25 protein-coding genes and 1 tRNA gene are annotated in these 25,306 nt (G+C 62.6%); 18 read left to right on the plus strand and 8 right to left on the minus strand.

Annotated features, from left to right (window positions below):
- The first annotated feature begins 3 nt into the window (after nt 1-3).
- The 4 genes from rlmH (at nt 4) to B3B04_RS09325 (ending at nt 4,381) form a co-directional block, all read left to right on the plus strand.
- Complete coding sequence (gene rlmH / locus B3B04_RS09310) at nt 4-468, plus strand: 23S rRNA (pseudouridine(1915)-N(3))-methyltransferase RlmH (protein WP_292042179.1); 465 nt, start codon at nt 4-6, stop codon at nt 466-468.
- Nucleotides 468-1,562 (plus strand): murein hydrolase activator EnvC family protein, encoded by a 1,095-nt coding sequence (locus B3B04_RS09315; protein ID WP_292042180.1) that lies wholly within the window; start codon nt 468-470, stop codon nt 1,560-1,562. The genes rlmH and B3B04_RS09315 overlap by 1 nt, the downstream gene beginning before the upstream one ends.
- A gap of 149 nt (nt 1,563-1,711) precedes the next feature.
- Entirely contained in the window at nt 1,712-3,067 is a 1,356-nt protein-coding gene (locus tag B3B04_RS09320) for a S41 family peptidase (protein ID WP_292042182.1), read from the plus strand.
- Between the two features lie 138 nt (nt 3,068-3,205).
- Nucleotides 3,206-4,381: a divergent polysaccharide deacetylase family protein gene (locus B3B04_RS09325; RefSeq protein ID WP_292042232.1), complete on the plus strand. Its 1,176-nt coding sequence runs from the start codon at nt 3,206-3,208 to the stop codon at nt 4,379-4,381.
- On the opposite strand, the gene bioB is transcribed toward B3B04_RS09325, so the two are convergent.
- Nucleotides 4,378-5,352, minus strand: a complete 975-nt coding sequence (gene bioB, locus B3B04_RS09330; protein ID WP_292042234.1) for a biotin synthase BioB — start codon at nt 5,350-5,352, stop codon at nt 4,378-4,380. The genes B3B04_RS09325 and bioB overlap by 4 nt on opposite strands.
- A 140-nt stretch (nt 5,353-5,492) precedes the next feature.
- Nucleotides 5,493-6,980, minus strand: a complete 1,488-nt coding sequence (locus tag B3B04_RS09335; protein ID WP_292042184.1) for a globin-coupled sensor protein — start codon at nt 6,978-6,980, stop codon at nt 5,493-5,495.
- 230 nt (nt 6,981-7,210) lie between these two features.
- Here B3B04_RS09335 and ahcY point away from each other — a divergent pair, with 230 nt between their 5' ends.
- Nucleotides 7,211-8,602: an adenosylhomocysteinase gene (ahcY, locus tag B3B04_RS09340; protein ID WP_292042186.1), complete on the plus strand. Its 1,392-nt coding sequence runs from the start codon at nt 7,211-7,213 to the stop codon at nt 8,600-8,602.
- Between the two features lie 68 nt (nt 8,603-8,670).
- On the opposite strand, the gene B3B04_RS09345 is transcribed toward ahcY, so the two are convergent.
- Both B3B04_RS09345 and B3B04_RS09350 read right to left on the minus strand, forming a co-directional pair.
- Nucleotides 8,671-9,792: a hypothetical protein gene (locus B3B04_RS09345; RefSeq protein WP_292042189.1), complete on the minus strand. Its 1,122-nt coding sequence runs from the start codon at nt 9,790-9,792 to the stop codon at nt 8,671-8,673.
- A 124-nt stretch (nt 9,793-9,916) separates the two neighbouring features.
- Nucleotides 9,917-12,085, minus strand: a complete 2,169-nt coding sequence (locus tag B3B04_RS09350; protein ID WP_292042192.1) for a TonB-dependent receptor domain-containing protein — start codon at nt 12,083-12,085, stop codon at nt 9,917-9,919.
- Between the two features lie 172 nt (nt 12,086-12,257).
- Between B3B04_RS09350 and B3B04_RS09355 the strand changes: the two genes are divergently transcribed.
- The gene (locus B3B04_RS09355) at nt 12,258-12,461 is read left to right on the plus strand and encodes a twin transmembrane helix small protein (protein WP_292042196.1); all 204 of its coding nucleotides are present in this window, start codon (nt 12,258-12,260) and stop codon (nt 12,459-12,461) included.
- 34 nt (nt 12,462-12,495) lie between these two features.
- Nucleotides 12,496-13,068, plus strand: coding sequence for a cob(I)yrinic acid a,c-diamide adenosyltransferase (locus tag B3B04_RS09360; RefSeq protein WP_292042199.1), 573 nt, complete (start codon nt 12,496-12,498; stop codon nt 13,066-13,068).
- A gap of 71 nt (nt 13,069-13,139) precedes the next feature.
- Here B3B04_RS09360 and B3B04_RS09365 read toward each other — a convergent pair whose 3' ends face one another.
- Complete coding sequence (locus B3B04_RS09365; RefSeq protein ID WP_292042201.1) at nt 13,140-13,481, minus strand: hypothetical protein; 342 nt, start codon at nt 13,479-13,481, stop codon at nt 13,140-13,142.
- Between the two features lie 122 nt (nt 13,482-13,603).
- On the opposite strand from B3B04_RS09365, the gene B3B04_RS09370 reads away from it, so the two are divergent.
- From B3B04_RS09370 to arfB, 7 genes are all read left to right on the plus strand, one after another.
- A complete protein-coding gene (locus B3B04_RS09370; RefSeq protein ID WP_292042202.1) occupies nt 13,604-14,368 on the plus strand; it encodes an electron transfer flavoprotein subunit beta/FixA family protein in 765 nt (254 codons plus the stop codon).
- Nucleotides 14,368-15,297, plus strand: coding sequence for an electron transfer flavoprotein subunit alpha/FixB family protein (locus B3B04_RS09375; RefSeq protein WP_292042204.1), 930 nt, complete (start codon nt 14,368-14,370; stop codon nt 15,295-15,297). The genes B3B04_RS09370 and B3B04_RS09375 overlap by 1 nt, the downstream gene beginning before the upstream one ends.
- 134 nt (nt 15,298-15,431) lie before the next feature.
- The gene (locus B3B04_RS09380) at nt 15,432-15,713 is read left to right on the plus strand and encodes a DUF167 family protein (protein ID WP_292042205.1); all 282 of its coding nucleotides are present in this window, start codon (nt 15,432-15,434) and stop codon (nt 15,711-15,713) included.
- Nucleotides 15,714-15,800: 87 nt separating this feature from the next.
- Entirely contained in the window at nt 15,801-17,297 is a 1,497-nt protein-coding gene (locus B3B04_RS09385; protein ID WP_292042208.1) for an amidohydrolase, read from the plus strand.
- Nucleotides 17,298-17,300: 3 nt separating this feature from the next.
- Entirely contained in the window at nt 17,301-18,656 is a 1,356-nt protein-coding gene (locus tag B3B04_RS09390) for an amidohydrolase family protein (RefSeq protein ID WP_292042210.1), read from the plus strand.
- A 90-nt stretch (nt 18,657-18,746) separates the two neighbouring features.
- Nucleotides 18,747-19,202, plus strand: coding sequence for a YaiI/YqxD family protein (locus B3B04_RS09395; RefSeq protein WP_292042212.1), 456 nt, complete (start codon nt 18,747-18,749; stop codon nt 19,200-19,202).
- Nucleotides 19,202-19,615 (plus strand): alternative ribosome rescue aminoacyl-tRNA hydrolase ArfB, encoded by a 414-nt coding sequence (gene arfB, locus B3B04_RS09400; RefSeq protein ID WP_292042215.1) that lies wholly within the window; start codon nt 19,202-19,204, stop codon nt 19,613-19,615. The genes B3B04_RS09395 and arfB overlap by 1 nt, the downstream gene beginning before the upstream one ends.
- 3 nt (nt 19,616-19,618) lie before the next feature.
- Here arfB and B3B04_RS09405 read toward each other — a convergent pair whose 3' ends face one another.
- Genes B3B04_RS09405 through B3B04_RS09415 form a run of 3 tightly spaced genes read right to left on the minus strand, consistent with a single transcriptional unit; the run spans nt 19,619 to nt 22,411 of the window.
- Nucleotides 19,619-20,092 carry a hypothetical protein gene (locus B3B04_RS09405; RefSeq protein WP_292042217.1) on the minus strand — a complete coding sequence of 158 codons (474 nt, stop codon included), beginning with the start codon at nt 20,090-20,092 and terminating at the stop codon, nt 19,619-19,621.
- Between the two features lie 49 nt (nt 20,093-20,141).
- Nucleotides 20,142-21,725 carry a 2-polyprenylphenol 6-hydroxylase gene (gene ubiB / locus B3B04_RS09410; RefSeq protein ID WP_292042221.1) on the minus strand — a complete coding sequence of 528 codons (1,584 nt, stop codon included), beginning with the start codon at nt 21,723-21,725 and terminating at the stop codon, nt 20,142-20,144.
- Nucleotides 21,713-22,411, minus strand: coding sequence for a class I SAM-dependent methyltransferase (locus B3B04_RS09415; RefSeq protein WP_409516058.1), 699 nt, complete (start codon nt 22,409-22,411; stop codon nt 21,713-21,715). The genes ubiB and B3B04_RS09415 overlap by 13 nt, the downstream gene beginning before the upstream one ends.
- Before the next feature lie 253 nt (nt 22,412-22,664).
- Here B3B04_RS09415 and B3B04_RS09420 point away from each other — a divergent pair, with 253 nt between their 5' ends.
- From B3B04_RS09420 to B3B04_RS09435, 4 genes are all read left to right on the plus strand, one after another.
- Complete coding sequence (locus B3B04_RS09420; RefSeq protein WP_292042223.1) at nt 22,665-22,970, plus strand: 4a-hydroxytetrahydrobiopterin dehydratase; 306 nt, start codon at nt 22,665-22,667, stop codon at nt 22,968-22,970.
- The gene (locus B3B04_RS09425; protein WP_292042226.1) at nt 22,967-23,749 is read left to right on the plus strand and encodes an SDR family oxidoreductase; all 783 of its coding nucleotides are present in this window, start codon (nt 22,967-22,969) and stop codon (nt 23,747-23,749) included. The genes B3B04_RS09420 and B3B04_RS09425 overlap by 4 nt, the downstream gene beginning before the upstream one ends.
- Nucleotides 23,750-23,847: 98 nt before the next feature.
- Nucleotides 23,848-23,924 (plus strand) — tRNA-Arg (locus tag B3B04_RS09430).
- Nucleotides 23,925-24,336: 412 nt separating this feature from the next.
- A partial coding sequence (locus B3B04_RS09435) for an isopeptide-forming domain-containing fimbrial protein (protein ID WP_349679367.1) occupies nt 24,337-25,306 on the plus strand: 970 nt, incomplete at its 3' end.

A 25,306-nucleotide genomic window follows, 5' to 3' on the forward strand; every position in this document is an offset into this window, starting at 1 on the left:
GAGATGAAGCTGGCGATCGCGGCTATCGGCAAACCGGGCCGCGGTCCCGAGGCCTCTCTGGCCGATGACTATGCCCGACGGGCGACCCTTGCGGGTCGCCCTTTGGGTTTGGGGCCTCTGGAACTGATTGATCTGGAGCCCAGAAAAGCGGGCAAGGGGCCAGAGGCCGACCTGCTGTTGGCCGCCGCCGAGGGCAGCCGCCTGATTGCCTGTGACGAGCGCGGCAAGGCCTATTCCAGCCGCGCCTTTGCCGAACATATCGCTGCCCTGCGCGATCAGGGCGAACGCCGTCTGATCTTCGTGATCGGCGGGGCGGACGGGCTTGATCCTCGCGTGCGCGAAGCGGCCCGCTCCACGCTGGCGTTTGGTCCGCAGACCTGGCCGCACGCTCTGGCGCGCGCCATGTTGGCCGAGCAGGTCTATAGGGCCGTGACTATTCTGGCGGGTTCGCCCTATCATCGCGACTGATGCGTCGCTCCCTTCCCGTATTGATGGCCTCCAGTGCGCTGGTCCTGCTGACAGCAGGCTCGGCCATGGGGCAGCGCGCGACCGAGCCGAACAGCGAACTGGCGCGGCTGCAATCGGAGTACCGCGATGAAATGGCCCGCGCGCGTCGCCTTCGGGCCGATGCGGCCGAGGCCGCCGAGGCTCTGGTGGATCTGGATCGCCAGCTGGCCGAACTGCGTCGCGAAGAAGCGCATGACGATTTGCAGATGGAGGCCCAGCGCAGCCGACTGAAGGTGCTGGGCGAGCGCGAGGCGGCGCTGTTGGCTGATATGTCGCGCGAAAGCGCGGTGCAGGGGCGCCTGCTGTCGGCCTTGCAGATGATGTCGCGTCGCCCGCCGCCGCCCTTGCTGGTGCCTGCGCAAAAGGCCCGCGACACGGTGCGCGCCAACATCATGATCCGTGCCATGACGCCCGAAATCCAGAAGCGCACCGAGGCTCTGGTTCAGCGTCAGGAAGAGATCAGCCGCATCCGGCGTCTGGCCGCCATGTCCAGCGAGAAGCTCTTTACGGTCGAAAGCGCCCAAAGCCAGCGTCGCGCCGAAATCGAAAACCTGACGGCCCGCAAGACCGAGCTGCGCGCGGTGCTGCGTGCCGAGGCTGCCCGTGCCGAGCGTGCCACGGCATCACTGGAAGCGCGCATCCGCGAATTGGGCGGAAAGCTGCCGGCCTTGGGCGAGGCGACCGCGCAAGAGGCGGTGTCGCGCCTGCCAGCGGGACGCGAGCGTCTGGTGCGCCCCGTGAAGGGTACGCCGTCGCAGACTTATGGCGGTGGCTCGGCGGGCTGGCGCTGGCGGTCCAGCCATGAAAGCGTGGAGGCACCGGCCCCCGGTCGTGTCATCTACACCGGCACGCTGAAGGAGTGGGGCCAGATTGTCATTCTGGAGCTCGGCCCCGGCTGGCGTGCTGTGCTCGCGGGCATGGATAGCGTCGATGTCGAGGTCGGCCAGCGGGTCAGCGCGGGACAGAGTCTGGGCAAGACCGGCGAGGACGCCGAAGCCTATTTCGAGCTGCGCCGTGGCGAGCGGCCGATCGATCCCGCCCCCTGGCTGGATTAGGCCTTGGATTTCGCGAAACACGGTCACACTCTGTGCGAAATCCTTTGAAATTAATGCAAAACGCCGATTGTATCAGGGGCATGGGCGCGGCAGGATTGCAGACGACGAATATCGGTCGCCATCTAGGCTGACCGTAGGAAAGAGAACGAATGCGTAAACTGCTTCTCGTGGGCTGCGCTGCCCTGATCCTGGGTGGTTCGGCCGCAGCTGTTGCCAGCCAGACCCCGCGCAACGAGACGTTCCGCATGCTGGAACTGTTTGGCGATGTCCTGGGCATTGTCGAGCAGGCCTATGTCGTTCCGGTCGACAACAAGAAGCTGATCGAGGCGGCGCTGTCAGGCATGATGAGCGCGCTGGATCCGCACTCGAACTATCTGGCCCCCAAGGCCTTTGGTGACCTGCGCGAGCGCACCGAGGGGCAGTATTCAGGCGTGGGCCTGACCATTTCCTCGGATGGCAGTCTGGTTAAGGTCGTCTCGCCGATGGATGAAAGCCCGGCGGCGCGCGCCGGTGTTCAGGCCGGTGATGTCATCAGCGCCATCGACGGCCAGTCGGCGGCGGGGCTGACGGTCTCTGACGTGTCGGACAAGCTGCGCGGCGCGGTGGGCACCTCGGTCAAGGTGACCTTCCTGCGTGATGGCGAAGAACCGCGCGAAGTGGAACTGACCCGCGAAGTCATCAAGGTGGAATCCGTGACCGGTCGTCTGGAAGGCGATTACGGCTATCTGCGGGTCTCGACCTTCAACGAGAATACCGGTCGCGAACTGACCGAAACCATCAACCGCCTGAAGGCCGAAAAGCCCGGCATCAAGGGCTATGTGCTGGACCTGCGCAACAATGGCGGCGGCTTGCTGACAGCGGCCATCGCTGTGTCGGATGCCTTCCTTGAAAGTGGCGAGATCGTCAGCCAGCGTGGTCGCAAACCGACCGATATCGAGCGCTGGGCGGCTGCGCCGGGTGATCTGACGGGCGGCCTGCCGGTGGCAGTGCTGATCAACTACGGTTCGGCCTCGGCATCTGAAATCGTGGCCGGTGCGCTGAAGGATCAGGAACGCGCCACGGTCGTGGGCCTGACCAGCTTCGGCAAGGGTTCGGTGCAAACGGTCATTCCGCTGCGCGGGGGCAATGACGGCGCTCTGTCGATCACCACGGCGCGCTACTACACGCCGTCGGGCCGTTCGATCCAGAAGATCGGCATCGAGCCGGATCTGGAAGTGGCCCGTTCGGAAGCCGAGGCGCGCATCGTCTCGCGCTCCAGCTTCATCTATTCGGAAGCGGCCTATTCGACGGCTCTGGACTCCTCCATCGGGGCCGAGCGCCGCGGTCCGCACACCCCGCGTGAGGCTCCGGGCACCGAGCACGACAAGGACGATGACTATCAGCTGAAACGCGCGCTGGACGTGCTGAAGGCCGGTGGCGACCTGTCTAAACTGCCAGCACCACCGTCTACTGTGGTGGTCACAGATCCGGATGCGCCCAAGGTTGAAGTCAAATCCGAAGACTAAAAACCTCAGGTCGGCGATTTCGCCGGATGTGGTGAACAGACGTTAGGGTTTCTTAACTTCGCCGTGGCTTGATGAACCGTGAAGGTTGCCGTCTTTGCGGCCACCGCCCCCCAAGGTTGATCGAGCATAGCTGTGACCATGTTCGCAAAGCGTCAGTCTGCTCTCGCCGCTACAGCGGGAGCACCGCCCGAGCCTCTGCTGACCCGCCTGCGCCAGACGGCGCTGGACAAGCCGCAACTGCTGATTGGTGCAGGAGCGGTGGGTCTGGTGCTGGTCATCGGTCTGGGCGTGGCGCTGATGGGCGATCCACGCGCGGCCGTGCCGACCGGACAGGCGCGACTGGAAGCCTCCGCTCCTATGACCCACGTACCGGGGGCCGAAGAGGCCTTTGGGTTCGGCGGTCTGGAAGCCTACCAAGACCTGACAGACGAAGCGCTCATGGGCACCGAAGCCGCCATGGGCGAGGCTTTGATTACCCTGCCGGACGGGGCCAGCGTATCCTCGGGCAGCTATAGCGCCCCTGTGCTGCGGGCCAACCCGCTGACGGCGGCTCCGATTGCCGGATTGCATCAACCTGGCCCTGATGGTCCTCTGCCGCGCATCGCCGATGATGGCCGCGTGCCCGCACAGGCCTATGCCCGCCCGTTCCGCTCCAATGGTAAGCCCATGGTGTCGCTGGTGGTGGGCGGTCTGGGGCTGAATGCTGTGACCACCCGCGCCGCGATCGAGCGCCTGCCTGCCGAGGTGACCCTCAGCTTTGTGCCCTATGCCGAAGGGCTTCAGGCGTGGATCGACATGGCCCGCGCCCATGGCCACGAGGTTCTGATCGAACTGCCGATGGAGCCGACCGGCTATCCGGACAATGACCCCGGCCCCTATACCTTGCTGTCCAACAGCAACGCCGACGAGATTTCGGCCAAGATGGATTGGCTGTTGTCGCGCGCCGTCGGCTATTTCGGTGTGACCAACTATCTGGGCGACCGCTTTGCGGCGTCCGGTTCGGCGTCCGCCGTCATGGGTCATCTGCGTCAGCGCGGTTTGGCCTTTATCGATGACGGCACACTGAACCGTCAGGGCGGGGCCTTTGCCCGCGCGACGGCGGACCGCATCGTCGATGAAGAACAGTCGCCCGCCGCCATCCAGCGCCAGCTGACCGCGCTGGAAGCCTTGGCCAAGACCGAGGGCGCAGCTCTGGGCAGTGGCTTCAGCTATCCGGTGACGGTCGAAGTGGCTGCCCGCTGGACCGCAGGGCTGGCCGAGCGCGGCCTGCAATTGGCCCCCGCCTCGGCCATGACCCGTCGACCGGCACGCTAGGCCGACCGGCACGACGGCATCGGCTCGAGGTCGAGCAGGCTGAACAACTCGCTGTCGGCGTCTTCGTCCGGCAGGGGCGTGGTCAGCAGCTTGCCGCCCACAAAAATAGAGTTGGCACCGGCGAGAAAGCACAGGGCCTGCATTTCAGCGCTCATGCCTTCGCGACCTGCGGACAGACGCACCATGGATTTGGGGCAGACCAGCCGGGCAACGGCCACGGTGCGAACGAATTCGACGGGGTGTATCTCGCCACTCTTTAGCACCTGATCGCCCAGCGGCGTGCCGCTGACAGGCACCAGCGCATTGACCGGCAGGCTGTCGGGGTGGACGGGAAGGGTGGCCAGTGCATGGAGCAGCCCTGCGCGGTCGCGGCGATGCTCGCCCATGCCGACAATGCCGCCGCAGCAGGTCCGCATACCGGCCTCGCGCACATGGCTCAGCGTCTCAAGCCGATCCTGATAGGTGCGGGTCGTGACCACGTGGCCGTAATAGTCCGGCCCCGTGTCGAGGTTGTGGTTGTAGTAATCCAGACCCGCCTCTTTCAGCTGCCGAGCCTGATCCGCCGTCAGCATGCCAAGGGTGGCGCAGGTCTCGAGGCCCAGTGCTTTTACCTCGGCGATCATGGCCGCCAGTTTGGGCGTGTCGCGCTCTTTCAGTTCACGCCACGCGGCCCCCATGCAAAAGCGGCTGGCTCCACCGTTTTTGGCCACCTTTGCAGCCATCACGACCGTCTCCGTCGCCATCAGCTTTTCAGCCTTCAGACCGGTTTTGAAACTGGCCGATTGGGAGCAATAGCCGCAGTTCTCGGCGCATCCGCCTGTCTTGATCGACAAAAGCTGGCTTTTTTGGACCTGATTGGGATTGAACCAGTGTCGGTGAACCGTTGCCGCCTGATAGACCAGCTCCATGAAGGGGCGGGCAAACAGCGCTTCGACCTCGTCCAGCCTCCAGTCATGGCGCGGTTGGTACAGGTCTTTGGATGCAGTTAGGACACGGTCTTGGCTCACCGATATCTCCCGTCACTTCAATAAGCGACGAAGGTTAAAGGCAGCCAAAGCCGTGTCCTATGGCAAATATTATCTATTATTTGCCTTTATCTATTATCTATACTTCAGGCGACTTGAGAGCCGACGATGGTTAGTCGGTGCGGCTGTCCGTCCAGCTTGAAACGCGACACCTGCTGGTTCAGCACATGGGCCTCATTGGCCAGTTGGCGGGCCGCGGCGGTCGCTTCCTCGGTCATGGCGGCGTTCTGCTGGGTGATGTCGTCCATCTCTCCCATGGCGCGGCGCACGCGGGCCAAGGCCTCGGCCTGTTCCTGTGCCGAGTGGGCAATGGAGTCCGCCAGGGCATCCACCGCCGTCACCTTGGAGCCGATGCGCTCCAGAGCCTCGCCGGTTTTTTCAACCAGATCGACACCGCGCGACACATGGTTGGTCGATGTCGAGATCAGCCCGCGGATTTCGCCGGAGGCAGCCGCAGAACGCTGGGCCAGCGCGCGCACTTCCTGTGCCACGACGGAGAAACCGCGACCGGCATCGCCGGCGCGGGCCGCCTCGACGCTGGCGTTCAGGGCCAGAAGGTTGGTCTGGAAGGCGATCTCGTCGATCAGGCTGGTGAAGCGGGCGATCTCCGCAGAGGATTCTGCAATTGCGTGAATGGCCTGAACGGCATTGGCAACGACGGCACCGGTTTCCTCTACGTCCGAGCGCGCCTCGGCCAGAGCCTTGGCAGTCTCGCGGGCCCCCTCGGCAGAGGAGGCGACCTGACGGGCGATGGCGTCGGCCTCGGCCACAGTGCGTTCCAGATTTGCGGCTTGGCGCTCGGTGCGCGTCGCGAGGTCTTCGGAGGCGACCGCCAGCTGGCTGGAGCCCGCGCTGAGGCTTTCCACGCTGTCGGCCACGGCGCGCACGGCGGTGCGAAGGGCGCGTGTCGCGGCGTGGAAATCGTGTTGCAGCGAGCGGTATTCCTCGGGGAAGGTCTCGGCGATGGTGGTGGTCAGATCGTTGTCCGCCAGTGCGTGCAGGGCCTGGCCCAGAGCGGCGACCACCTGCGTCTGTCGGGCCTCGGCCTCGGCCTGTGCCTGCTGGGCGCGTTTGCGCGCCTCGTCGAGGGTTTCCAGATAGATGCTGATGGCCATGTCCATATCCAGCATCACGCGCTGGGACAGTTCGGCAATGGCCTCGGCAGTGATGGCGTCGTGGGCCTTTTTATTGGCAAACAGCTTGCGCGGGCGCTCGGCAATGGCGCGCGTAAGATAGGCCAGCACCACACTATAGCCGCCGATGTACCAGCGCGGCTCCAGCCCGATGCGGGCGTGCACGCGGCCGATGCGGCGCACGGACTCGGCATAGTTTTCGTCGGCGCGGCCCTCAATAATGGCGCGCCAGTGATCCTGCTGGGCAGAGTGGGCCGCCGAGATATGGCCTTCGTTCTGGAAAAAGCGGCGTGTGGCCGGCTCGGCGCGAACGCGGTCGTAAAATGCATCCAGCGCCTTGGGCAGGGCCGCCTGAACGATAGGGGCCATGGCGCGATAGCCTGCAGAAGCCTGACCCAGCCCCATGAAGTTCATGCGATGCTCGAGTACGTCGACCGACATTACAACAACCTACCTCTACTGGCGCACGCGGCGCGGCACTGATCCTCCTTCTGAGGATGCGGGGTTTCACGTAGGTCGTGAATGCCAACGCTTCCTTAATCTGGATCAATTTCCTCGGAAATCAGGTGATCGGGACGACATATAAAGACATCTTTATATCTTGATTGCCCTCCACTGCGGCTCGGGGTATGATCCGCGCAATCTGAAAATTGTGCCGAGAGCCCCTTCGCATGACCGACTACATTGTCCGCGACATTTCGCTGGCCGACTATGGCCGCAAGGAAATCGCTATCGCCGAAACCGAAATGCCGGGCCTGATGGCGCTGCGTGCGGAATATGGTGAGGCCAAGCCGCTGAAGGGTGCCCGCATCGCCGGCTCCCTGCACATGACCATCCAGACCGCCGTTCTGATCCAGACGCTGGAAGCGCTGGGTGCTGAAGTGCGCTGGGCCTCGTGCAACATCTTCTCGACCCAGGACCATGCCGCTGCGGCGATCGCTGATGCTGGTACTCCGGTTTTCGCCTTCAAGGGCGAGACGCTGGAAGAGTACTGGGATTATGCCCACAAGATCTTCGAATGGGCTGACGGCGGCTATCCGAACCTGATCCTCGACGACGGCGGAGACGCGACCCTGCTGTGCGTGCTTGGTCCGAAGGCGGAGAAGGACCCGTCGGTTCTGAACAACCCGCAGAACGAAGAAGAGGAAGCCCTCTTCAAGGTGATGAAGCGCTATCTGGCCGAGAAGCCGGGCTTCTATTCGGCCATCCGTGACGCCATCGGCGGCGTGTCGGAAGAAACCACCACCGGCGTGCACCGCCTTTACCAGATGGCAGAGCGCGGCGAGCTGCCGTTCCCGGCCATCAACGTCAACGACAGCGTCACCAAGTCGAAGTTCGACAACCTGTACGGCTGCCGTGAATCGCTGGTCGACGCCATCCGTCGCGGCACCGACGTCATGCTGTCGGGCAAGGTTGCTGTGGTCTGCGGCTACGGCGACGTGGGTAAGGGCTCGGCCGCTTCGCTGCGTAATGGCGGCGCACGCGTGATCGTCACCGAAATCGATCCGATCTGCGCCCTGCAGGCCGCGATGGAAGGTTACGAGGTCCAGACGCTGGAAGACGTTGCCGACAAGGCTGACATCTTCGTCACCACCACCGGCAACAAGGACGTCATTCGCGTCGAGCACATGCGCGCCATGCGCAACAACGCCATCGTCTGCAACATCGGTCACTTCGACTCGGAAATTCAGGTCGCTGGCCTGAAGAACCTGAAGTGGGACGAGATCAAGCCGCAGGTGCACCACATCGAGTTCCCGGACGGCAAGAAGATCATCCTTCTGTCGGAAGGCCGTCTGGTGAACCTGGGCAACGCGACCGGCCACCCGTCGTTCGTGATGTCGGCTTCGTTCACCAACCAGACGCTGGCCCAAATCGAACTGTGGACCAACGCCTCGAAGTACGAGAACAAGGTCTACACCCTGCCGAAACACCTCGACGAGAAGGTCGCCTTCCTGCACCTCGCCAAGCTGGGTGCCAAGCTGACCAAGCTCAACGACGAGCAGGCCAAATACATCAACGTGCCGGTCGAAGGCCCGTTCAAGCCGGACCACTATCGCTACTAAGACAAGCGGTTATCCGTGCACGGAAGAAGGGTCGGTGGTTTCACCGGCCCTTATTTCATGCTGACCGATCAGGCCATCAGTTCGCGGGCCATGTCGTCGAAATCCCGGCCCATCAGGCCGGTTTCGAAATCCATGAAGATATCGATCAACTCATCGGCCGTGACAGGCGCGGCCTTGGGGTTAAAGCGAAAACGCCAGAAGCTGACGATGTGCTGGATGGCCCCCAGTTGATCGCCCAGTCGCGAGAAGAGGTTGGGCGCCTCCAATAGAAAGTCTCTAAACGCAATCGGATTGCCCTCACGGGTAAGACCGGCATAGGCATCGTCATAGTACCGAAGGGTCTGGCTGACCTTTTCGCAGGTCTTCATGATGTTGGTGCGCAGTACGCCCCGACCGCGATTGATATAGTCCCTGGCACCGGCATCGACGGGGCCATAGGGTTTGACGGTATTCACCTCGTCAGCCACGCCGACAATGTCGCTCATCAGGCTGTTCAGGCACCATTTGTAATAGAGGAAGCCTTTCCAGCAGAAGATGCCCTCCTGATACTGCTCCGGCTCAAGCCTCAAGGTGGCACGTAGGGCGTCCAGACGATCTCCGGGGTCATTGGACAGGATCTTGCCGGCCATGCGCGCCGTCGACCCCGCCGAGACAGCGTTGCCGCCCATGCTGAGTGTCACCAGTGGCTCGATCTCTTTTTCGACAAAGGCCGACATGCGCTCCAGATCGGCCTCGCTGATGGCGAAATAGCAGGGCGCGGCAAATACCCCGCCGCGGCGCAGCTGTTCGCGCAGCAGAAACGGGTCCAGCGACGGCAGCTGGTCCATCAGGCGCAAGGTGCGGATGTCGGCATGGTCCGACGGCAGGCCAAACGCTTCCAGCATGACCCGCTCGAAACCGATCTGGTTCACAAACACAAATCGCCCGCCGGTTTTCAGATCGGTCGCATCGATGGGCAGGACCACCTTGGTGGCCACCTGACGGCGACCGGCAAAAGAGTCGGTCTCGTTACGGCGAAGGCGATGCTTGATGATCAGGGAGGCATTTAGCCCTGGCGTCTGGAACATGGGGTTTTCCGCCCATTCCGCCGTATGGCCGTGCTCGTCCGCCACCTTGAGAAGATTCAGGACGCGTGCGGTCGAGGCGGAGCGACGAAGATGTTCGAGATTGCGAATGGCGCGGTCGGTCATGGTCCCGAAATATGGGTGCCATTTATGACCAACGGCTTAGCTTGATCGCACCATTGTCGTGCACAGCCCAAGAAAAAGGGCCGCCCTTTCGGCGCGGCCCTGAAGTTTCTCGGGGGAGGAAGCTTTAGAAGTTGGTCGTGACCGACAGCCACAGGCGGCGGGGTTCCTGATTGTTTGCGTACTCGGCCGCATACTCAGGCGTGGTTCCGTACGGGATCAGGCGGACAAAGTCCTTGTCGAACAGGTTGTAGATGGCCGCGTTCAGGGTGACGCGGTCGTTCAGCTCATAGGAGCCGCCGATGTGGAACAGCTCATAGGCTTTGAGCTCGCCGATCTGGGCCGAGATGGCCTCGTCACCGCGCCAGCGCTCCGAACGGTACTCGCCGCGCACCCAGGCCGACAGGCGGTCGGTGGCATTCCAACGCAGTTGGGCGTTGATCATGTGTTCCGGCGTGTCGGTCAGCGGCTGGCCCTTGTTCAGGCCGGTCTTCTGCTCGCTGTCCGTGTAGGTGTAGTTGCCGCTCAGCGTCCATTGGTCATTGAAGCGGTAACGGGCGTTGGCTTCCACGCCTTGGGTGACAGCTTCGTCGACGTTTACGCTCTGGCCGAAGGTGGCAAAGCCGGACCAATAGCCGACGTCCACGCAGCCAGTCTTGTCGTAGTTGCCCGCAGCGTAGTCAGCAGCCGAGACATTGTACGAACAGTTGGCGACCGGCGTGCCCGTGGCGATCTTGTCGTCGAACTCGTTGCGGAACACGGTGGCGCTGGCGCGAAGCTTCTGGCCCGCGTCGTAGTAGACGCCGAACTCATAGGCGGTGCTGGTCTCTGGCGTCAGCGTTGGCGTGCCGATCAGCGGCATGGTGCCCTGACGGCCAAAGCCGTTGATGCCGGGGGTCAGTTGTTCCAGACGCGGGGTCTTGTAGCCACTGCTGACGCCGCCTTTCAGGGTCCATACGTCATTGGCATTCCAGACCAGATAAGCGCGCGGGCTGATATGGTCGCCGAAGCTGGAGTGCTCGTCGTAACGCACACCCACGGTCAGGGCCAGATCGTCGCGGAAACGCCACTCGTCCTCGGCGAACAGAGCCCATTGCTCGAAGCTGAAATTACCTGCGGCCACGCCATCGGTCATTTCGGCGTCCATATATTGGCCGCCGAGCGTGAAGGTGTGGTTGCGCCATTGGCTGTTCAGCTTGGTGTCGAACAGGGTGGTGGTGGTTTCAAGCGTACGTGCGGAGCCGGCATTGGGAACGGCGCGGGGACCGGTGATGGCACCCGGAATGGTGCGGCCCAGCGTCTCGGTTTCGTTGCGCGACAGAGTGCTTTCCAGCGTGCCGAAGCCCAGACGCCAGTTGTGGGCCAGCGAGATCTGTTCGCGGTTGAACTCCAGGAAATCCTGATAGCCCGAGGCGTTGGTGGGCGTGTCCAAGGTGCCCATCTGGCTCTTGGCATTGTCGTACCACTGGCTGCCCTTCTCATAGTCCAGCCACAGATCATGATCGGCATTGGGAGTGAGGGTCAGGCGACCACCCAGGTTCCAGATTTCATAGGCGGTGGCGCTGCGGCCAAAGCCGGTGACATCGACCTCATTGTTATCGATATCGCGGAACTTCAGGTTGGAATCTTCGCGCTCCGACCACGAACCGCGTACCGTCAGGCCCAGCAGGTCCTTCACCAGCGGACCCGAGGCGTAGCCATTCAGCCCCCAAAAGTCGCCGAACTCGCTGTCGCCTTGCAGGGTGTAGTTGGCCGAGGCCGAACCGCCCCACACATCGCCGACCTTGCGGGTGATGATGTTGACCACGCCGCCCATGGCGTCAGAGCCGTACAGGGTGGCGACCGGACCGCGCACAACTTCAATGCGCTCGATGGCCGAGACCGGCGGCAGGAAGCTGTTGGAGGTTTCGCCAAAACCGTTCGGGGTGACACTGCCGGCCGTGTTCTGGCGGCGGCCATCGATCAGGATCAGGGTGTAGTCAGAACCCATGCCGCGAATATTGATGGTCTGACCGCCGGTCTTGCCTACGCCCGAGCCGGTGTCGACGCCTTCGACGTTATTGAGCACTTCGGCGATGGAGGTGGCGCGCAACTCTTCGATGGCCGCACGCGGCAGCACGCTGATCGAAGCGGGGGCCTGGGTGACGCGCTGCTCGAAGCCCGATGCCGTCACCACCACGTCGGTGACGCGGGTGGTTTCCTGATAATCCAGAGCCACGTCTTCGGCCTGTGCGGTGGTGCCCAAAAGGCTGAACCCCAAAGCCGATGCGGCCAGAAGTTGAGAGCGACGTGACATTATCTGAACAGACATAACATTCCTGCGCTATTTGCGACCGCTTCTCAACATCATGTGCGAACGATTTGCAACAGCAATTTTGACGCAATTCGATCACGTTCTTCTTTTTCTGCGACAGGGTGCGAAAAAGGGCGCGCTGGCGTCGATGGTCGAGGCAGCCTAGAAGGGGGCCATGAACCTGATCGATATTCTCATCATCGCCGCGATGGTCGCTGTGGTCATCACCTTGGGTTTTGGCATGCACGCGCTTTATAAAGGTGGCGACGAAGGCCGGACGCGCTCGAACAAGCTGATGCGTTTGCGCGTTGTCCTGCAGGCCGTGGCCATTGTGTTGCTGGTCATCGGCATGGCGATCAAGGCCGGTCAGGGCGCTTGATCCCGCACACGCCAATCAGCAGGGGAGGTGGCCCGTGGTCACGCTGAACAAGATCTACACCCGCACGGGTGACGCAGGCACCACGAGACTGGCGTCCGGGGCCGAGGTGTCCAAGACCGACGCCCGTGTTAGCGCCTACGGTACGGTGGACGAGCTAAACGCCGTCATCGGCGTGGCGCGCATGCACAGCGGCCAGAATGATCGCATCGACGCCATGCTGGGTCGTATCCAGAACGAGCTGTTCGATCTGGGGGCTGATCTGGCTACCCCGCTGGAGCCTGCGCCCAAATGGGAGGCACTGCGCATCATCGCCTCGCAAGTCGAGCGGCTGGAGCACGAAATCGACTGGATGAACGAAAGCCTCAAGCCGCTGGACAGCTTCATCCTACCGGGCGGGGCACCGCTGGCCACCTATCTGCATCTGGCGCGCACGGTGTGCCGCCGAGCAGAGCGCGAGGCCGTACGCCTGATCGAAAGCGGCGAGAAGGTGAATGACGAAGCGGTCAAATACCTGAACCGCCTGTCGGATCACCTGTTTGTCGCGGCGCGCCGTGCCAATGCCAATGGTGCGGACGACATCAAATGGATTCCGGGCGGCACCCGCTAGACCCGACCTCGGCCAACAAAAAAGAGCGTGACCCGTCAGATCACGCTCTTTTTTATGGGTGGACGATGCCGTTATTGATCGGCCAGCGCCTGAACCCGTGCACGTTCGGCATTGGTCGCATCGCGTCGGGCGCGATCATAGGCCGCAGCCTCCGCTTCCAGTGCCAACAGTTCCTGATTGGCCTTGGCCGAAGCCTCGGCGCGGCTGACACCTTCGGGACGGCCGGTAATGTCCGGAATATAGATGGGCTGGGCGCAAATGCGCGTTTCCATGTCGTACCACCAGCCTTTATCGGCGCAGCGGTCACCCGGATCGATCCAGACCCTTTGCATGACAAAAAGGCCGACGAGCGCCAGCGAGAAAACCGTAAAAAACAGGGCGGCCAGACGCGGCAGGGTCAAAAAACGCTTCATGAAGCCTATTTATATCAAAATTATGGGTTCGACACCGGTCTTCTTCACCTTAGGTTACGTTGACAGGCGCGGACTCTCAGTCCAATCCCTCCCCAACTTTCGATGATCAAGCGGATAGGCTCATGAAGATACTTGTCCCGGTGAAACGGGTGATCGACTCCAACGTGAAGGCCCGCGTTAAGGCGGACCAGACCGGCGTTGATCTGGCCAATGTGAAGATGAGCATGAACCCCTTCGACGAAATCGCCGTCGAAGAGGCCGTGCGCCTGAAAGAAGGCAAGGAACACCACGCCGCCGGCACCGCCAGCGAAATCGTGGTTGTTTCCATCGGCGTCACGCAAGCTCAGGAAACCATCCGCACGGCGCTCGCCATGGGCGCAGACCGCGGCATCCTGGTGCAGTCGGACACCGACCTTGAGCCGCTGGCGATCGCCAAGCTGCTGAAGGCTGTGGTCGATGAAGAAAAGCCGGACCTGATCCTGATGGGCAAGCAGTCCATCGACGGCGACAACAACGCCGTGGGCCAAATGCTGGCCGCCCTGCTGGACTGGCCGCAAGCCACCTTCGCCGGCAAGCTGGTGATCGAGGGCCAAAAGGCCACCGTGACCCGCGAAGTCGATGGCGGTCTGCAAACCGTGGCTGCCGAGCTTCCGGCTGTGGTCACCGTTGACCTGCGCCTGAACACCCCGCGCTACGCTTCGCTGCCGAACATCATGAAGGCCAAGAAGAAAGAGATCGTCACCAAGGCCGTCGCCGACTACGGCGTGGACGTGGCCGATCGTCTGAAGGTCCTCAAGGTCACCGAACCGCCGAAGCGTTCGGCGGGCATCAAGGTAGCGGATGCTGCCGAACTGGTTGCCAAACTCAAAGACGCAGGTGCTCTGTAATGGCTGTTCTCGTTATTGCTGACCACGACGGCTCGGCCGTCCGCGATACCACCCACAAGACCGTGACCGCCGCCAAGGCCATTTCGGGCGACGTGGACGTTCTGGTGCTGGGCAAGGGCGCACAGGCCGTTGCCGACGCTGCCGCCAAGATCGACGGCGTGCGCAAGGTTCTGCTGGCCGAAGGTGAAGGCGTCTCGCACGGCCTCGCTGAAGCCGTAGAGGCCACCGTTGTCCCGCTGGCCGCCAACTACGACGCCATCCTCGTTCCGGCCAACACCGACGGCAAGAACTACGCTCCGCGTATCGCTGCCAAGCTGGACGTAGCCCCGATCTCGGACATCGTGGAAGTCGTCTCGGCTGACACCTTCGTTCGCCCGATCTACGCCGGTAACGCTCTGGAGACCATCCAGACCGCCGACGCCAAGAAGGTCATCACCGTACGTCCGACCGCATTCGCCGCTGCTGGTGAAGGTGGCTCGGCCTCGGTCGAAACCGTCGCGGCTGCCGAAGCGGCCAAGGTCGCGTTCGTCTCGGAAGAAATGGTCAAGTCGGACCGTCCGGAACTGGGCGCTGCCAAGATCGTCGTCTCGGGCGGTCGCGCACTGGGTTCGGCCGAAGAGTTCGCCGCTGTCATCGAGCCGCTGGCTGACAAGCTGGGTGCCGCTGTCGGTGCCTCGCGCGCAGCCGTGGATGCGGGCTATGCCCCGAACGACTATCAGGTCGGCCAAACCGGCAAGGTCGTGGCTCCGCAGGTCTATATCGCCGTCGGTATCTCCGGCGCGATCCAGCACCTGGCCGGCATGAAGGACTCCAAGATCATCGTCGCCATCAACAAGGATGCCGACGCACCGATCTTCCAGGTGGCCGATTTCGGCATAGTGGGCGACTATAAGACGGTCGTTCCGGAGCTGATGTCCGCCCTCGGTTAAGGGTTAGGGCTAAGCCCAAAATCATCGTCCCCAAGGACAGACAGACGCCCCGGTTGGAAACAGCCGGGGCGTTTTTCGTAGGGGCACAGAGCGTCGGGCTTGGCGACGGGACGTGAACGCGCCAAACAGGCGGTATGACCGCGCGCCTTGCCATCAAGCTGACCCCCCGTGCCAATGCCGACAGGATCGAGGGCTGGGATATCGATCCCGACGGGCGCCCTGTGCTCAAGGTGCGCGTGCGGGCCCAGCCGGTCGAGGGCGAGGCCAATGCAGCCCTGACAGCGCTATTGGCCAAGCAGCTTAAGGTACCGCGCCGTAACGTGAATTTGGCGCGCGGGGGTCAGTCCAGGTTGAAGATGATCGAGATAGACGGCCTTTCCGACGAAGAAGTGCGCGAAAGATTGGCACAGTTCTGATTTCGGCCTTTACAGCCTGAGCGTATCACCCCTTGAATGCACACCGTTGTCTGCCCGCAGACTGCGGGTGCGAGGGGGGCGTCGCCCATGTTTGTAAATCGTCTGCGAGGGCCTAGCCTCGCTGCTCTGTCCTGCGCCGTGGGCGCTCTGTTGCTGTCGGCCTGTGCGACCACGTCCGGTAGTGCTTCGGCCACCGAAACGCGCGCCGAGACGCCGCGCTCGGAATCCAGCAGCCTGCTGGCCGGTCTGAACAGCGCGTCGGACCTGAACCCGTATCCGTCGACCTATCAGCCGCTGCCGCGCCAGAACATGGCCATCGTCGGCGCAACCGTATTCGACGGTGCCGGTCGCAAGATCGAAAACGGCGTGATCGTCGTCACCGATGGTCTGATCGCCGCTGTGGGCGACGCCAACACGCCGGTGCCGCAAGGCCATCAGGTGGTGGATGCGCGCGGCCGCTTCGTCTCGCCGGGCATCATCGACATCCACTCGCACCTTGGCGTCTATCCGTCGCCGGGCGTGATGGGGATGAGTGACGGTAACGAGGCCACCAACCCGAACACGGCTCAGGTCTGGGCCGAGCATTCGCTGTGGCCGCAGGATCCGGGCTTCCACACGGCCCGCGCCGGTGGTGTGACCACGCTGCAGATCCTCCCCGGCTCGGCCAACCTGTTTGGCGGTCGCGGTGTGACTGTACGCAATATTCCGGCCTCGACCATGCAGGCCATGAAGCTGCCGAACGCGCCGTATGGCCTGAAGATGGCCTGTGGTGAAAACCCGTCCCGTGTCTATGGTAGCCGCAACCAGTCGCCGGCGACCGGCATGGGCAATATGGCAGGCTATCGCGCGGCCTTCATCGCCGCCCAGGACTACCGCGCCAAGTGGGAGAAATACCACGAGACCGGTCAGGGCACGCCGCCGACCCGCAACCTGCAACTGGAAACCATCGCCGGTGTGCTGGATGGCTCCATCATGGTGCAGAACCATTGCTACCGCGCCGATGAAATGGCGCTGATGATGGATCTGGCCAACGAGTTCGGCTTCAAGATCAAGACCTTCCACCACGCCGTAGAGGCCTACAAGCTGGCCCCCGTGCTGGCCGAGAAGGGCATCTGCGCCGCCATGTGGACCGGCTGGTGGGGCTTCAAGATGGAAGCTCTGGACGGCATCGAAGAAAACGCCGCCATCGTGGATTCTGCCCCGAACTCCTGCGCCGTTATCCACTCGGACGATCAGGAGCTGACCCAGCGCCTGAACCAGGAAGTGGCCGCCTCTCTGTCGGCGGGTCGCCGTGCTGGTCTTGATATCTCCGAAGAGCGCGCCATCAGCTGGATCACGCTGAATGCCGCCAAGTCGATCGGCATCGACGACCAAACCGGTTCGCTGGAAGTCGGCAAGCGCGCCGATGTGGTGATCTGGAGCGCCAATCCGTTCTCGGTCTATGCGCGCGCAGATCAGGTTTTCATCGACGGAGCCCTGACCTTCGACCGCAACAATCCGGCCTATCAGCCGAAGTCCGACTTTGAACTGGGCCAACCGGGCTTTAACCGTCCGGCTGCTGGCGTCGCTCAGGGAGCCCGCTGATCCATGCGTATGCACACTTTTATTGCAGCCGCAGCCGCGGCCATCCTGTCGGCCACGCCGGCCCTCGCCCAAGACCTCGCCATCACCGGTGGTAAGGTACTGACGGGCACCTCGGTCATCGAGAACGGCACCGTGGTCATCCGTAACGGCCGCGTGGTGTCCGTGGGCACCGGTCCGGCACCGTCGGGCCTGCGCACCATCGATGCCACCGGCAAGGTGGTCACGCCGGGCTTTGTAGCCGTGGATTCGGGGCTGGGCGCGACCGAGGTCGGCTCGGTCTCCGGCACGCGCGATCTGGCCAACAGTGCCAATACGCTAACGGCGGCGTTTGACGTCTCCTATGGCCTTGATCCGTGGTCCTTCGCCATTCCGACGGCCCGTCTGGGGGGTATCACCCGCGCGGTGGTCACGCCGCAGCATGGCGGCTCCAGCGGCGGCCACAGTCACGACGATTCCGGCATTGACGACATGCGCGCCGGTGCGGGCCATGGCGGCTTCCAGTCGCCGGGTCTGTTCGCCGGTCAGGCGGCTGTCATCAACCTCAAGGACGGCTCCAACATTCTGGTGAAGTCCAAGGTCGCCATGACCGCGCCGTTCGGTGAGGCCGGTGCCCGTATCGCTGGCGGTGCGCGCGGGGCGCAGTTCGTGCTCTTCAAGGAAACCTTGAACGAAGTGCGCCTGTATGCCCGCAACAAGGCTGCCTATGAGCGTTCGGGACTGCGCGACCTGTCGTTGTCGCGTGCGGACCTCGAAGCCCTGATCCCGGTGGTCGAAGGCCGTATGCCGCTGATCGTCACGGCCAACCGCGCCGCCGACATCCAGCAGGTGCTGCGTCTGGCCCGTGAGGAAAACCTCAAGATCATCATCGACGGTGCGGCCGAAGGCTGGCTGGTCGCCAATGAGATTGCTGCCGCCAATGTGCCGGTGCTGATCCACCCGACCACCAACCTTCCGGCCAATTTCGAAATGCGCGCGGCCCGTATGCAAAACGCTGCGGCTCTGCATGCTGCCGGTGTGGTGATCGCGCTGAAGGGCAACGAGGGCTCGATCCACCGTGCCCGCGAGATGCGCTACAACGCGGGTAATGCCGTGTCGCATGGCCTGCCGTTCGATGCCGCCATCGCCGCCATCACCGTCAATCCGGCCAAGATTTTCGGCTTCGACGGCCAGTTCGGCGAGCTGAAGTCGGGTGCCGCAGGCGATGTGGTGGTGTGGTCCGGCGATCCGCTGGAGCCGCTGTCGCAGCCGCAGGCCGTGGTGATCGACGGGGTGGAACAGCCGCTTCAGGCCCGCAACCTGATGCTGCGTGACCGCTATATGCCGAACAATACGGCTCGTCCGTACGGTTACGACTTCTAACGTCTACCCGCAGTCATACGGTTGAGAGGGCATCCGGCGATCATGGCCGGATGCCCTTTTGTTTGCGCGCGTGTGCGTTAAAGAGGGCGTATGGCCAAGACCTTCTACATCGATGCCGACGCCTGCCCTGTGAAGGAAGAGGTGTATCGCGTGGCGCGCCGCCTGAACTGGCCGGTCTGGGTGGTGTCCAACAGCTGGATACGCACGCCGCAGGAAAGCCTGATCCGTTCGGTGGTGGTCGATGCAGGTCCCGATGTGGCCGACGACTGGATCGCCGAGCGGGCAGGGGCGGGCGATGTGGTCATCACCAATGATTTCCCGCTGGCGGACCGATGCCTGAAGTCAGGCGCGGAATGCATCCGCCCTAACGGCTCGGTGCTGGACGAGAACGCCATCGGTTCAGCACTGGCGGGGCGTATGGTGGGCGAGCATCTGCGCTCTATCGGCGTGGAGACGTCTGGACCGCCGCCGTTTTCCAATGCGGACCGATCCAAGTTTCTTCAGGCGCTGGATGCTGCCGCCGCGCGCGCAGCGAAAAAAGCCTGATGGCCGAGATCAAGCGCCGTATTCCCGACGAGGAGCTGGAATTCCGGTTCTATCGCGCCGGTGGTCCGGGCGGCCAGAACGTCAACAAGGTCTCGACCGCCGTACAGATGCGGTTTGATGCCAAGAACTCGCCCAGCCTGAACGATTACACGCGCGAGCGGCTGATGAAGAAGGCGGGCAGCCGTCTGACGCTGGACGGGGTGATCGTCATCACCGCCACCCGTTTTCGCACGCAGGAACGCAATCGCGAGGACGCCATAGAGCGGCTGGAGCAGATGGTGGCGGAGGCTTCTGTGCGTCAGGCCTACCGCGTGCCGACAAAGCCCACGCGATCTTCAAAGGAAAAGCGCCTCAAGGCCAAATCCACCCGCTCTGTAATCAAGAGCGGGCGGGGCAAGGTCAGCTTCGAATAGGGCTTAGTCTTCCGCCGGACGGAATAGCAGGACGGCGATCTTGCCGTCTTCGTTGAAGGCAATCAGCCATTCGGTCTTTTGCTTTTCGAAACTGACGTCAAGTTTGTCGGCACCCTGCTCTTGGCCGAGCACGCGCGCCCCCTGCAGAGGACCGAACTGGTTCAGCAAACTGCCAATGGTGTCCGCTTGCTCTCGCACTTGGGACGCCAGATCCTCGGTGAAGAGATCATAATCAACATTGCCGCTTTGAAAGCCCGCGATGACGGTGCGCAGCGCCGCGATCGAGCGCCGGCTGTCCGTGGCCGAGGGCGTACGCGCAGCGGGCGCGGTCTGTGTGGGGGGAGCCGCGGCAGACGAGGCCGGATTGTCAAAGGCGTCGGGCAGGGTGGCCGCAGCGCTGGGCTGCGACTGGGCGAAGCCGGTCGTGGCGGCGGCCATGGTCAGGGCCGCCACGGCGGTGGCGATCGGAAACTTCATCTGGCGTTCTCCTCAAAACGGCCCGCAGGACGGGCTGGAGACGTCGCAATCAGCCCCCGATCAGGGGCCACAACGACAGGATCAGAGCCGCCGCCGCTGCACAGGCCGAGGCCGTGACAGCAGCCACCACCCATGTGGGTGTGTGCGGCTTCTGCACTATCAACGTCTGATATTGCGGAGGGTTCTGTGCCAGTTGAGAAAGGGCGCGCAGAGTGTCGCGGGCTTCTTCCAGAATTTCCTTGGCCTGCGCCTGTACGCCCAGTTCGCGGCGGATCCAGCGCTCGACAATCGGCTTGGCCGCTTCCCACAGGTCGTGGTCGGGGTTCAGGCGGCGCGCCACACCCTCGACCGACACCATGGTCTTTTGCAGCAGCACCAGTTCGGGGCGCAGATGCATGTCGAACAGGGCTGTGATTTCGAACAACTGGCCCAGCAGGCGGCCCATGGAGACCTGAGACGCCGCGCGGCCAATCACCGGCTCGCCCACAGCACGCAGAGCCTGCGCAAAGGTCTCGACCGAGTGGTGCGGCGGCACATAGCCCGCCTCGAAGTGGACGCGGGAAATGCGGTCATAGTCGCGGCTGATGAAACCCCAAAGGATTTCGGCCAGATAGCGCCTTTCGGCGGGGCCCAGACGGCCCACAATGCCGAAGTCGATGGCGGTGACCTTTTCCGCGCCATGGGCGAACAGATTGCCCTCGTGCAGGTCGGCATGGAACACACCGTGGTCCAGCGCCTGAACGAGGAAGGCGCGAACCACCTTGTCTGCCAGCAGGTTGCGCTCGGCCACCGAAAGTTCGGCCATGACCGGAGAGGTCATCGGCAGGCCCTCGGCCCACTCGAGCGCCAGTGTGCGCTTGCCGACCCCGTCCCAGATCACGGCAGGGGCGACCATATAGGCGTCCTTGGCCATGACCTCGCCCAGTTCGGACGCGGCGGCGGCTTCCAGACGCATGTCCAGTTCCAGCTGCAGCGAGCGGGCAATGATCTCGACGAAGGCGCGCGGTTCCAGACGGCGGGCGGGGGCCACGGCCCAGTCGACCATCTTGGCTCCCAGACGCATGGCGTCCAGCCCCTGCGAGACCTTTCGCTCTACGCCGGGGCGCAGAACCTTGACCGCCACCTTGCGACCGTCGGCCAGACGTGCGGGGTGGGCCTGTGCCAGAGACGCTGCGCCCACTGCCGGACCAAACTCCGAGTACAGACTATCGACCGGACGCCCGATGGAGCGCTCGATCTCGCGGCGCGCCTCCTCGACAGGGAAGGGCGGCAGCTTGTCTTTCAGGTGTCCGAGGTCCTGCGCGAACTGAAGGCCGAAAATATCGGCGCGCGTGGCCAGAACCTGACCCAGTTTGATCGCCACCGGACCCAGTTGCTCGCAGGCGGCACCGACGCGCTGGCCGGGACGGCCCGCTTTCAGCTTGCCGCTGGCAAGGGCCTGAACCAGAGACGCAAACGGACGGCCCCATGGCGGCAGCAGGTGATTGGCCTCACGCGGAATCAGGGCGTCGTGGCGCGCCAGAACCCACCCCCACTGCATCAGCCGAAAGGCCGAACGCACCGGCGTCTTGATCCGCACGGCCTCGGGTTTGGGCGGCGGGGTCTTGAAGGTCAGCCGGCTCAGAGCGCCCACCCGTGGTGGATGGCCGCCACACCGCCGGTCAGATTGGTTACGCTGACGCGGCTGAAACCGGCGTCCTCGATCATGCCCTTGAAGGTGTTCTGGTCCGGGAAGCGACGGATCGATTCCACCAGATACTGATAGCTGTCGCGATCTTTGGCGACCAGTTGGCCGATGCGCGGAATGGCATGGAACGACCACAGGTCATAGGCCTTGCGCATGGCCGAAGTGGTGGGGCGCGAAAACTCCAGACACATGAAGCGGCCACCCGGCTTCAACACGCGGCGGGCTTCTCTCAGCGCCACCGGAATATCGGCCACGTTGCGGATGCCGAAGCTGATCGAATAGGCATCGACCGAGGCGTCCGGCAGCGGCAGGTTCATGGCATCGCCGACGGTCCAGATCATTTCCGGCTCACCGCCCTTGTGCACACCCGCCAAAATCATTTCGGCGTTGTAGTCCAGCACGATGACCTGGGCATCCTTGCCACCACGGCGTTCCTGTGCGGCGCGAGCCATTTTGGAATAGCGGCGCGACATGTCGCCGGTGCCACCGGCCACATCGAGGATGACCTCGCCCGGCCGGGCATTCAACTTGGCAGCGGCAATGTCCTTCCAGACACGGTGGACGCCGACGCTCATCAGGTCGTTCATCACATCATAGCTGGACGCAACGGAATCAAACACGCCGCGCACCATGCGCACCTTTTCGCGCGCATCCACATCGCGGAAACCAAAGGAAGAAGTCTTGCCCGACAGCGTGTCGGCGGGCTGTTCGCTGGAAGGGGCGGAGGACGCGTCAGAGGAGGTCATGCGTAGGGTTTAGCGCCTGCTGCGCGCCTCGTCATCCGTCGAAGCGCGGGAATGTTGTCGGTATAGGGGAAAGTCACTTGTCGCTGGCCGGTTGCACACGCTACGCCTTTAGCCAACAACGATACCTAGGGGACAGATTATGACTACGGCACCGCAACAGATCGATCTCGCCACTGCGCTGGAACAGCTGCCGCACTGGAGCCGTGCCGACGAGAGCCGCCCCGCCATCTTTCGCTCGCTGAATTTTGCCGACTTTAATGCGGCTTTCGGCTTTATGGCGCGCGTGGCGATCGAGGCGGAGAAGCGCGATCACCATCCCGAATGGTTCAATGTCTACAACCGCGTGGACATCACCCTGACCACCCATGACGCGGGCGGCGTGACCCAGCGCGACCTCCAACTGGCCGCATTCATCGACGCCGCCGCCAAGGAGATAGCCCAATGAGCGGCCGCGTCGCAGGCAAGATCGCCTTGATTACCGGCGCGGCGGGTGGTCTGGGGCAGGCCATGGCGCGGATGCTGGCGCGCGAAGGGGCGCGTCTGGCTCTGACCGACATTGACGAGGGGCGCGTTCAGGTGCTCGCCGACAGCATCAATGCCGAACATCCGGACACCGCCTTTGCCTATGCCCACGACGTGACGTCCGAGGCCGACTGGGCGCGCGTGATCGCGGCGGCTGTGGGGGATTTGGGCGGGCTGTCGGTCCTTGTGAACAATGCCGGTATTGGCGGGCAATTGCTTTATGCCGAGCAGGATACGCTCGAGAACTGGCGCAAGGTTCAGGCGGTAAATCTGGAATCCGTCATGCTGGGCTGCAAGCACGCCTTGCCGCATTTGAAGGCTGCACCGGCGGCCAGCATCATCAACATTTCGTCCATTGCAGGGTTGGCCGCTTCGCCGGGCATGGGGGCCTATAACGCCACCAAGGCGGCGGTCTGGCTCTATACCAAGACGGTCGCGCTGGAATGCGCCAAACAGGGCGGGACTGTGCGGGCCAACTCCGTGCATCCGGTCTTTATCAAAACGCCTATTCTTGATCCCTTCGTCGCCATGGCAGGTGGTGCCGAGGACGTGGCCCACCAAAAACTTGCGCGCGGCATTCCTTTGCGCCGCATCGGTGAGCCGGACGATGTGGCCTATTGTGTCCTCTATCTGGCCTCGGACGAAAGCCGCTTTGTGACCGGCTCGGAGTTCAAGATCGACGGTGGCATGACGGCCCAGTAAAGGGGCGCGACACAGGTTTTTCGGCGGCCTCGATCATCAGGGTTGAGGCCGCACCCGCCTTGCTGTAACACCCGCCATTCCGGCCTCGCGCCGACGCAGCACCCGTAGCTCAGCTGGATAGAGCGTTGCCCTCCGAAGGCAAAGGCCACAGGTTCGAATCCTGTCGGGTGCGCCAGACTTCCCCTTTCATAAAAAGACTGAATAGTTCAAACAGGGCTTCTGCACGCGTTACTAGCTTTGCTGGTAGGTGCGGCCGTATTTTCGGTAAACTTGATCCGCGATTTCTGTAAATTTGTGTGACATTATACGAAATGTATTATCTTGTCACTGCTTGTGTTGGCAATGTTTGACTACATTTTTAATTCGATATTGCAACAATATAGCTAATTTATAGTCAAGCTTATCTGCACTGATGGTTCATCATTTACATTTGAGTACTTTTACTGAGGTGTTTTACGCCTAGTCATTATCGGCGTTTCTGCGTTTTAAGCCCGCGATTATCAGGGTCCGAACGCGACAATGCCGAAATACATCAAGCTTCTTGCCGTGCTTATTCTAAGCTTAGCAGTACATGTTTCTTTGGGGGCATGTCGTCTGCTATCGCTCAGACTTCAGTAAGCAACGCTGCGCGTATCATCCCTCCGGCATCGGTCCTGGATCCCAATCTGGGCAATAACGATGCAAGTGCGACCGTCAATGTAACGCCACTACCCATAGTGACGTTCAGCAAGTCGAACAACGCGACCACCGTCAGCGTGGATCAGACTATTCGATATACGGTGTCCGTTAATATTGAGCGCTGGGAGACCCTGAACCCGCTCACGCTCACCGATCAGATCGGCTCGGGGCTTGGTAATGTGAGCCTTGTCTCCACGGGACCCTTTAGCTGTACTGAGAATCTCGTGTGCACCCTGCCGGCTGGCACTGCGGCGGGCACCTATACAATTGTATATGAGGCGACGGTGCTCCCGTCGGCTTTGGGCAGCGTCACGAACCGCGTCACCGGTTCGGGCGGAGATAACCCCAGCTGTAGCGGTTCTTGCGAAACTACCAATCCTCTCGCAGACCCTTCGTTCGGCTACAGCAAATCTGCTGATGCTAGTGGCCCCGTAAAGGTCGGCGACACCATCACCTATACCCTGCGCGGGTCTGTTAGAAACTCGCAGCTTACTCTCCCGGCGGTCCTCACTGATAGTCTTCCGGCAGGCCTGACCTTCGGGGCTGTTGTCGATGCAGGGGGCTATACCTGTAACGATGCCAATCCGCTCCAATGTACGCTGCCAGCCGGCACGGTTCCGGGTGTTTATGACGTAGTGTTTTCCGCGACGGTCAACGATCAGGCCACGGGACAGATCGTTAACACTGTGACGGCAACCGGTAATAATCCCGAATGTGAGGATTGCACCGTAATCACGCCGGTGACCGATCCGTCGGTGCGCTATGCCAAGACGGCAGACGCCACCGGCTCGGTGAAGGTGGGCGACACCATCACCTATACGCTGACGGCCGAGGTGCTGAATGCGCAGCTGACCGAGGTCTTCACCCTGACCGATACGC

Origin of the sequence: Brevundimonas sp. UBA5713 (genome assembly GCF_002419815.1) — a bacterium.
GTDB lineage: Bacteria > Pseudomonadota > Alphaproteobacteria > Caulobacterales > Caulobacteraceae > Brevundimonas.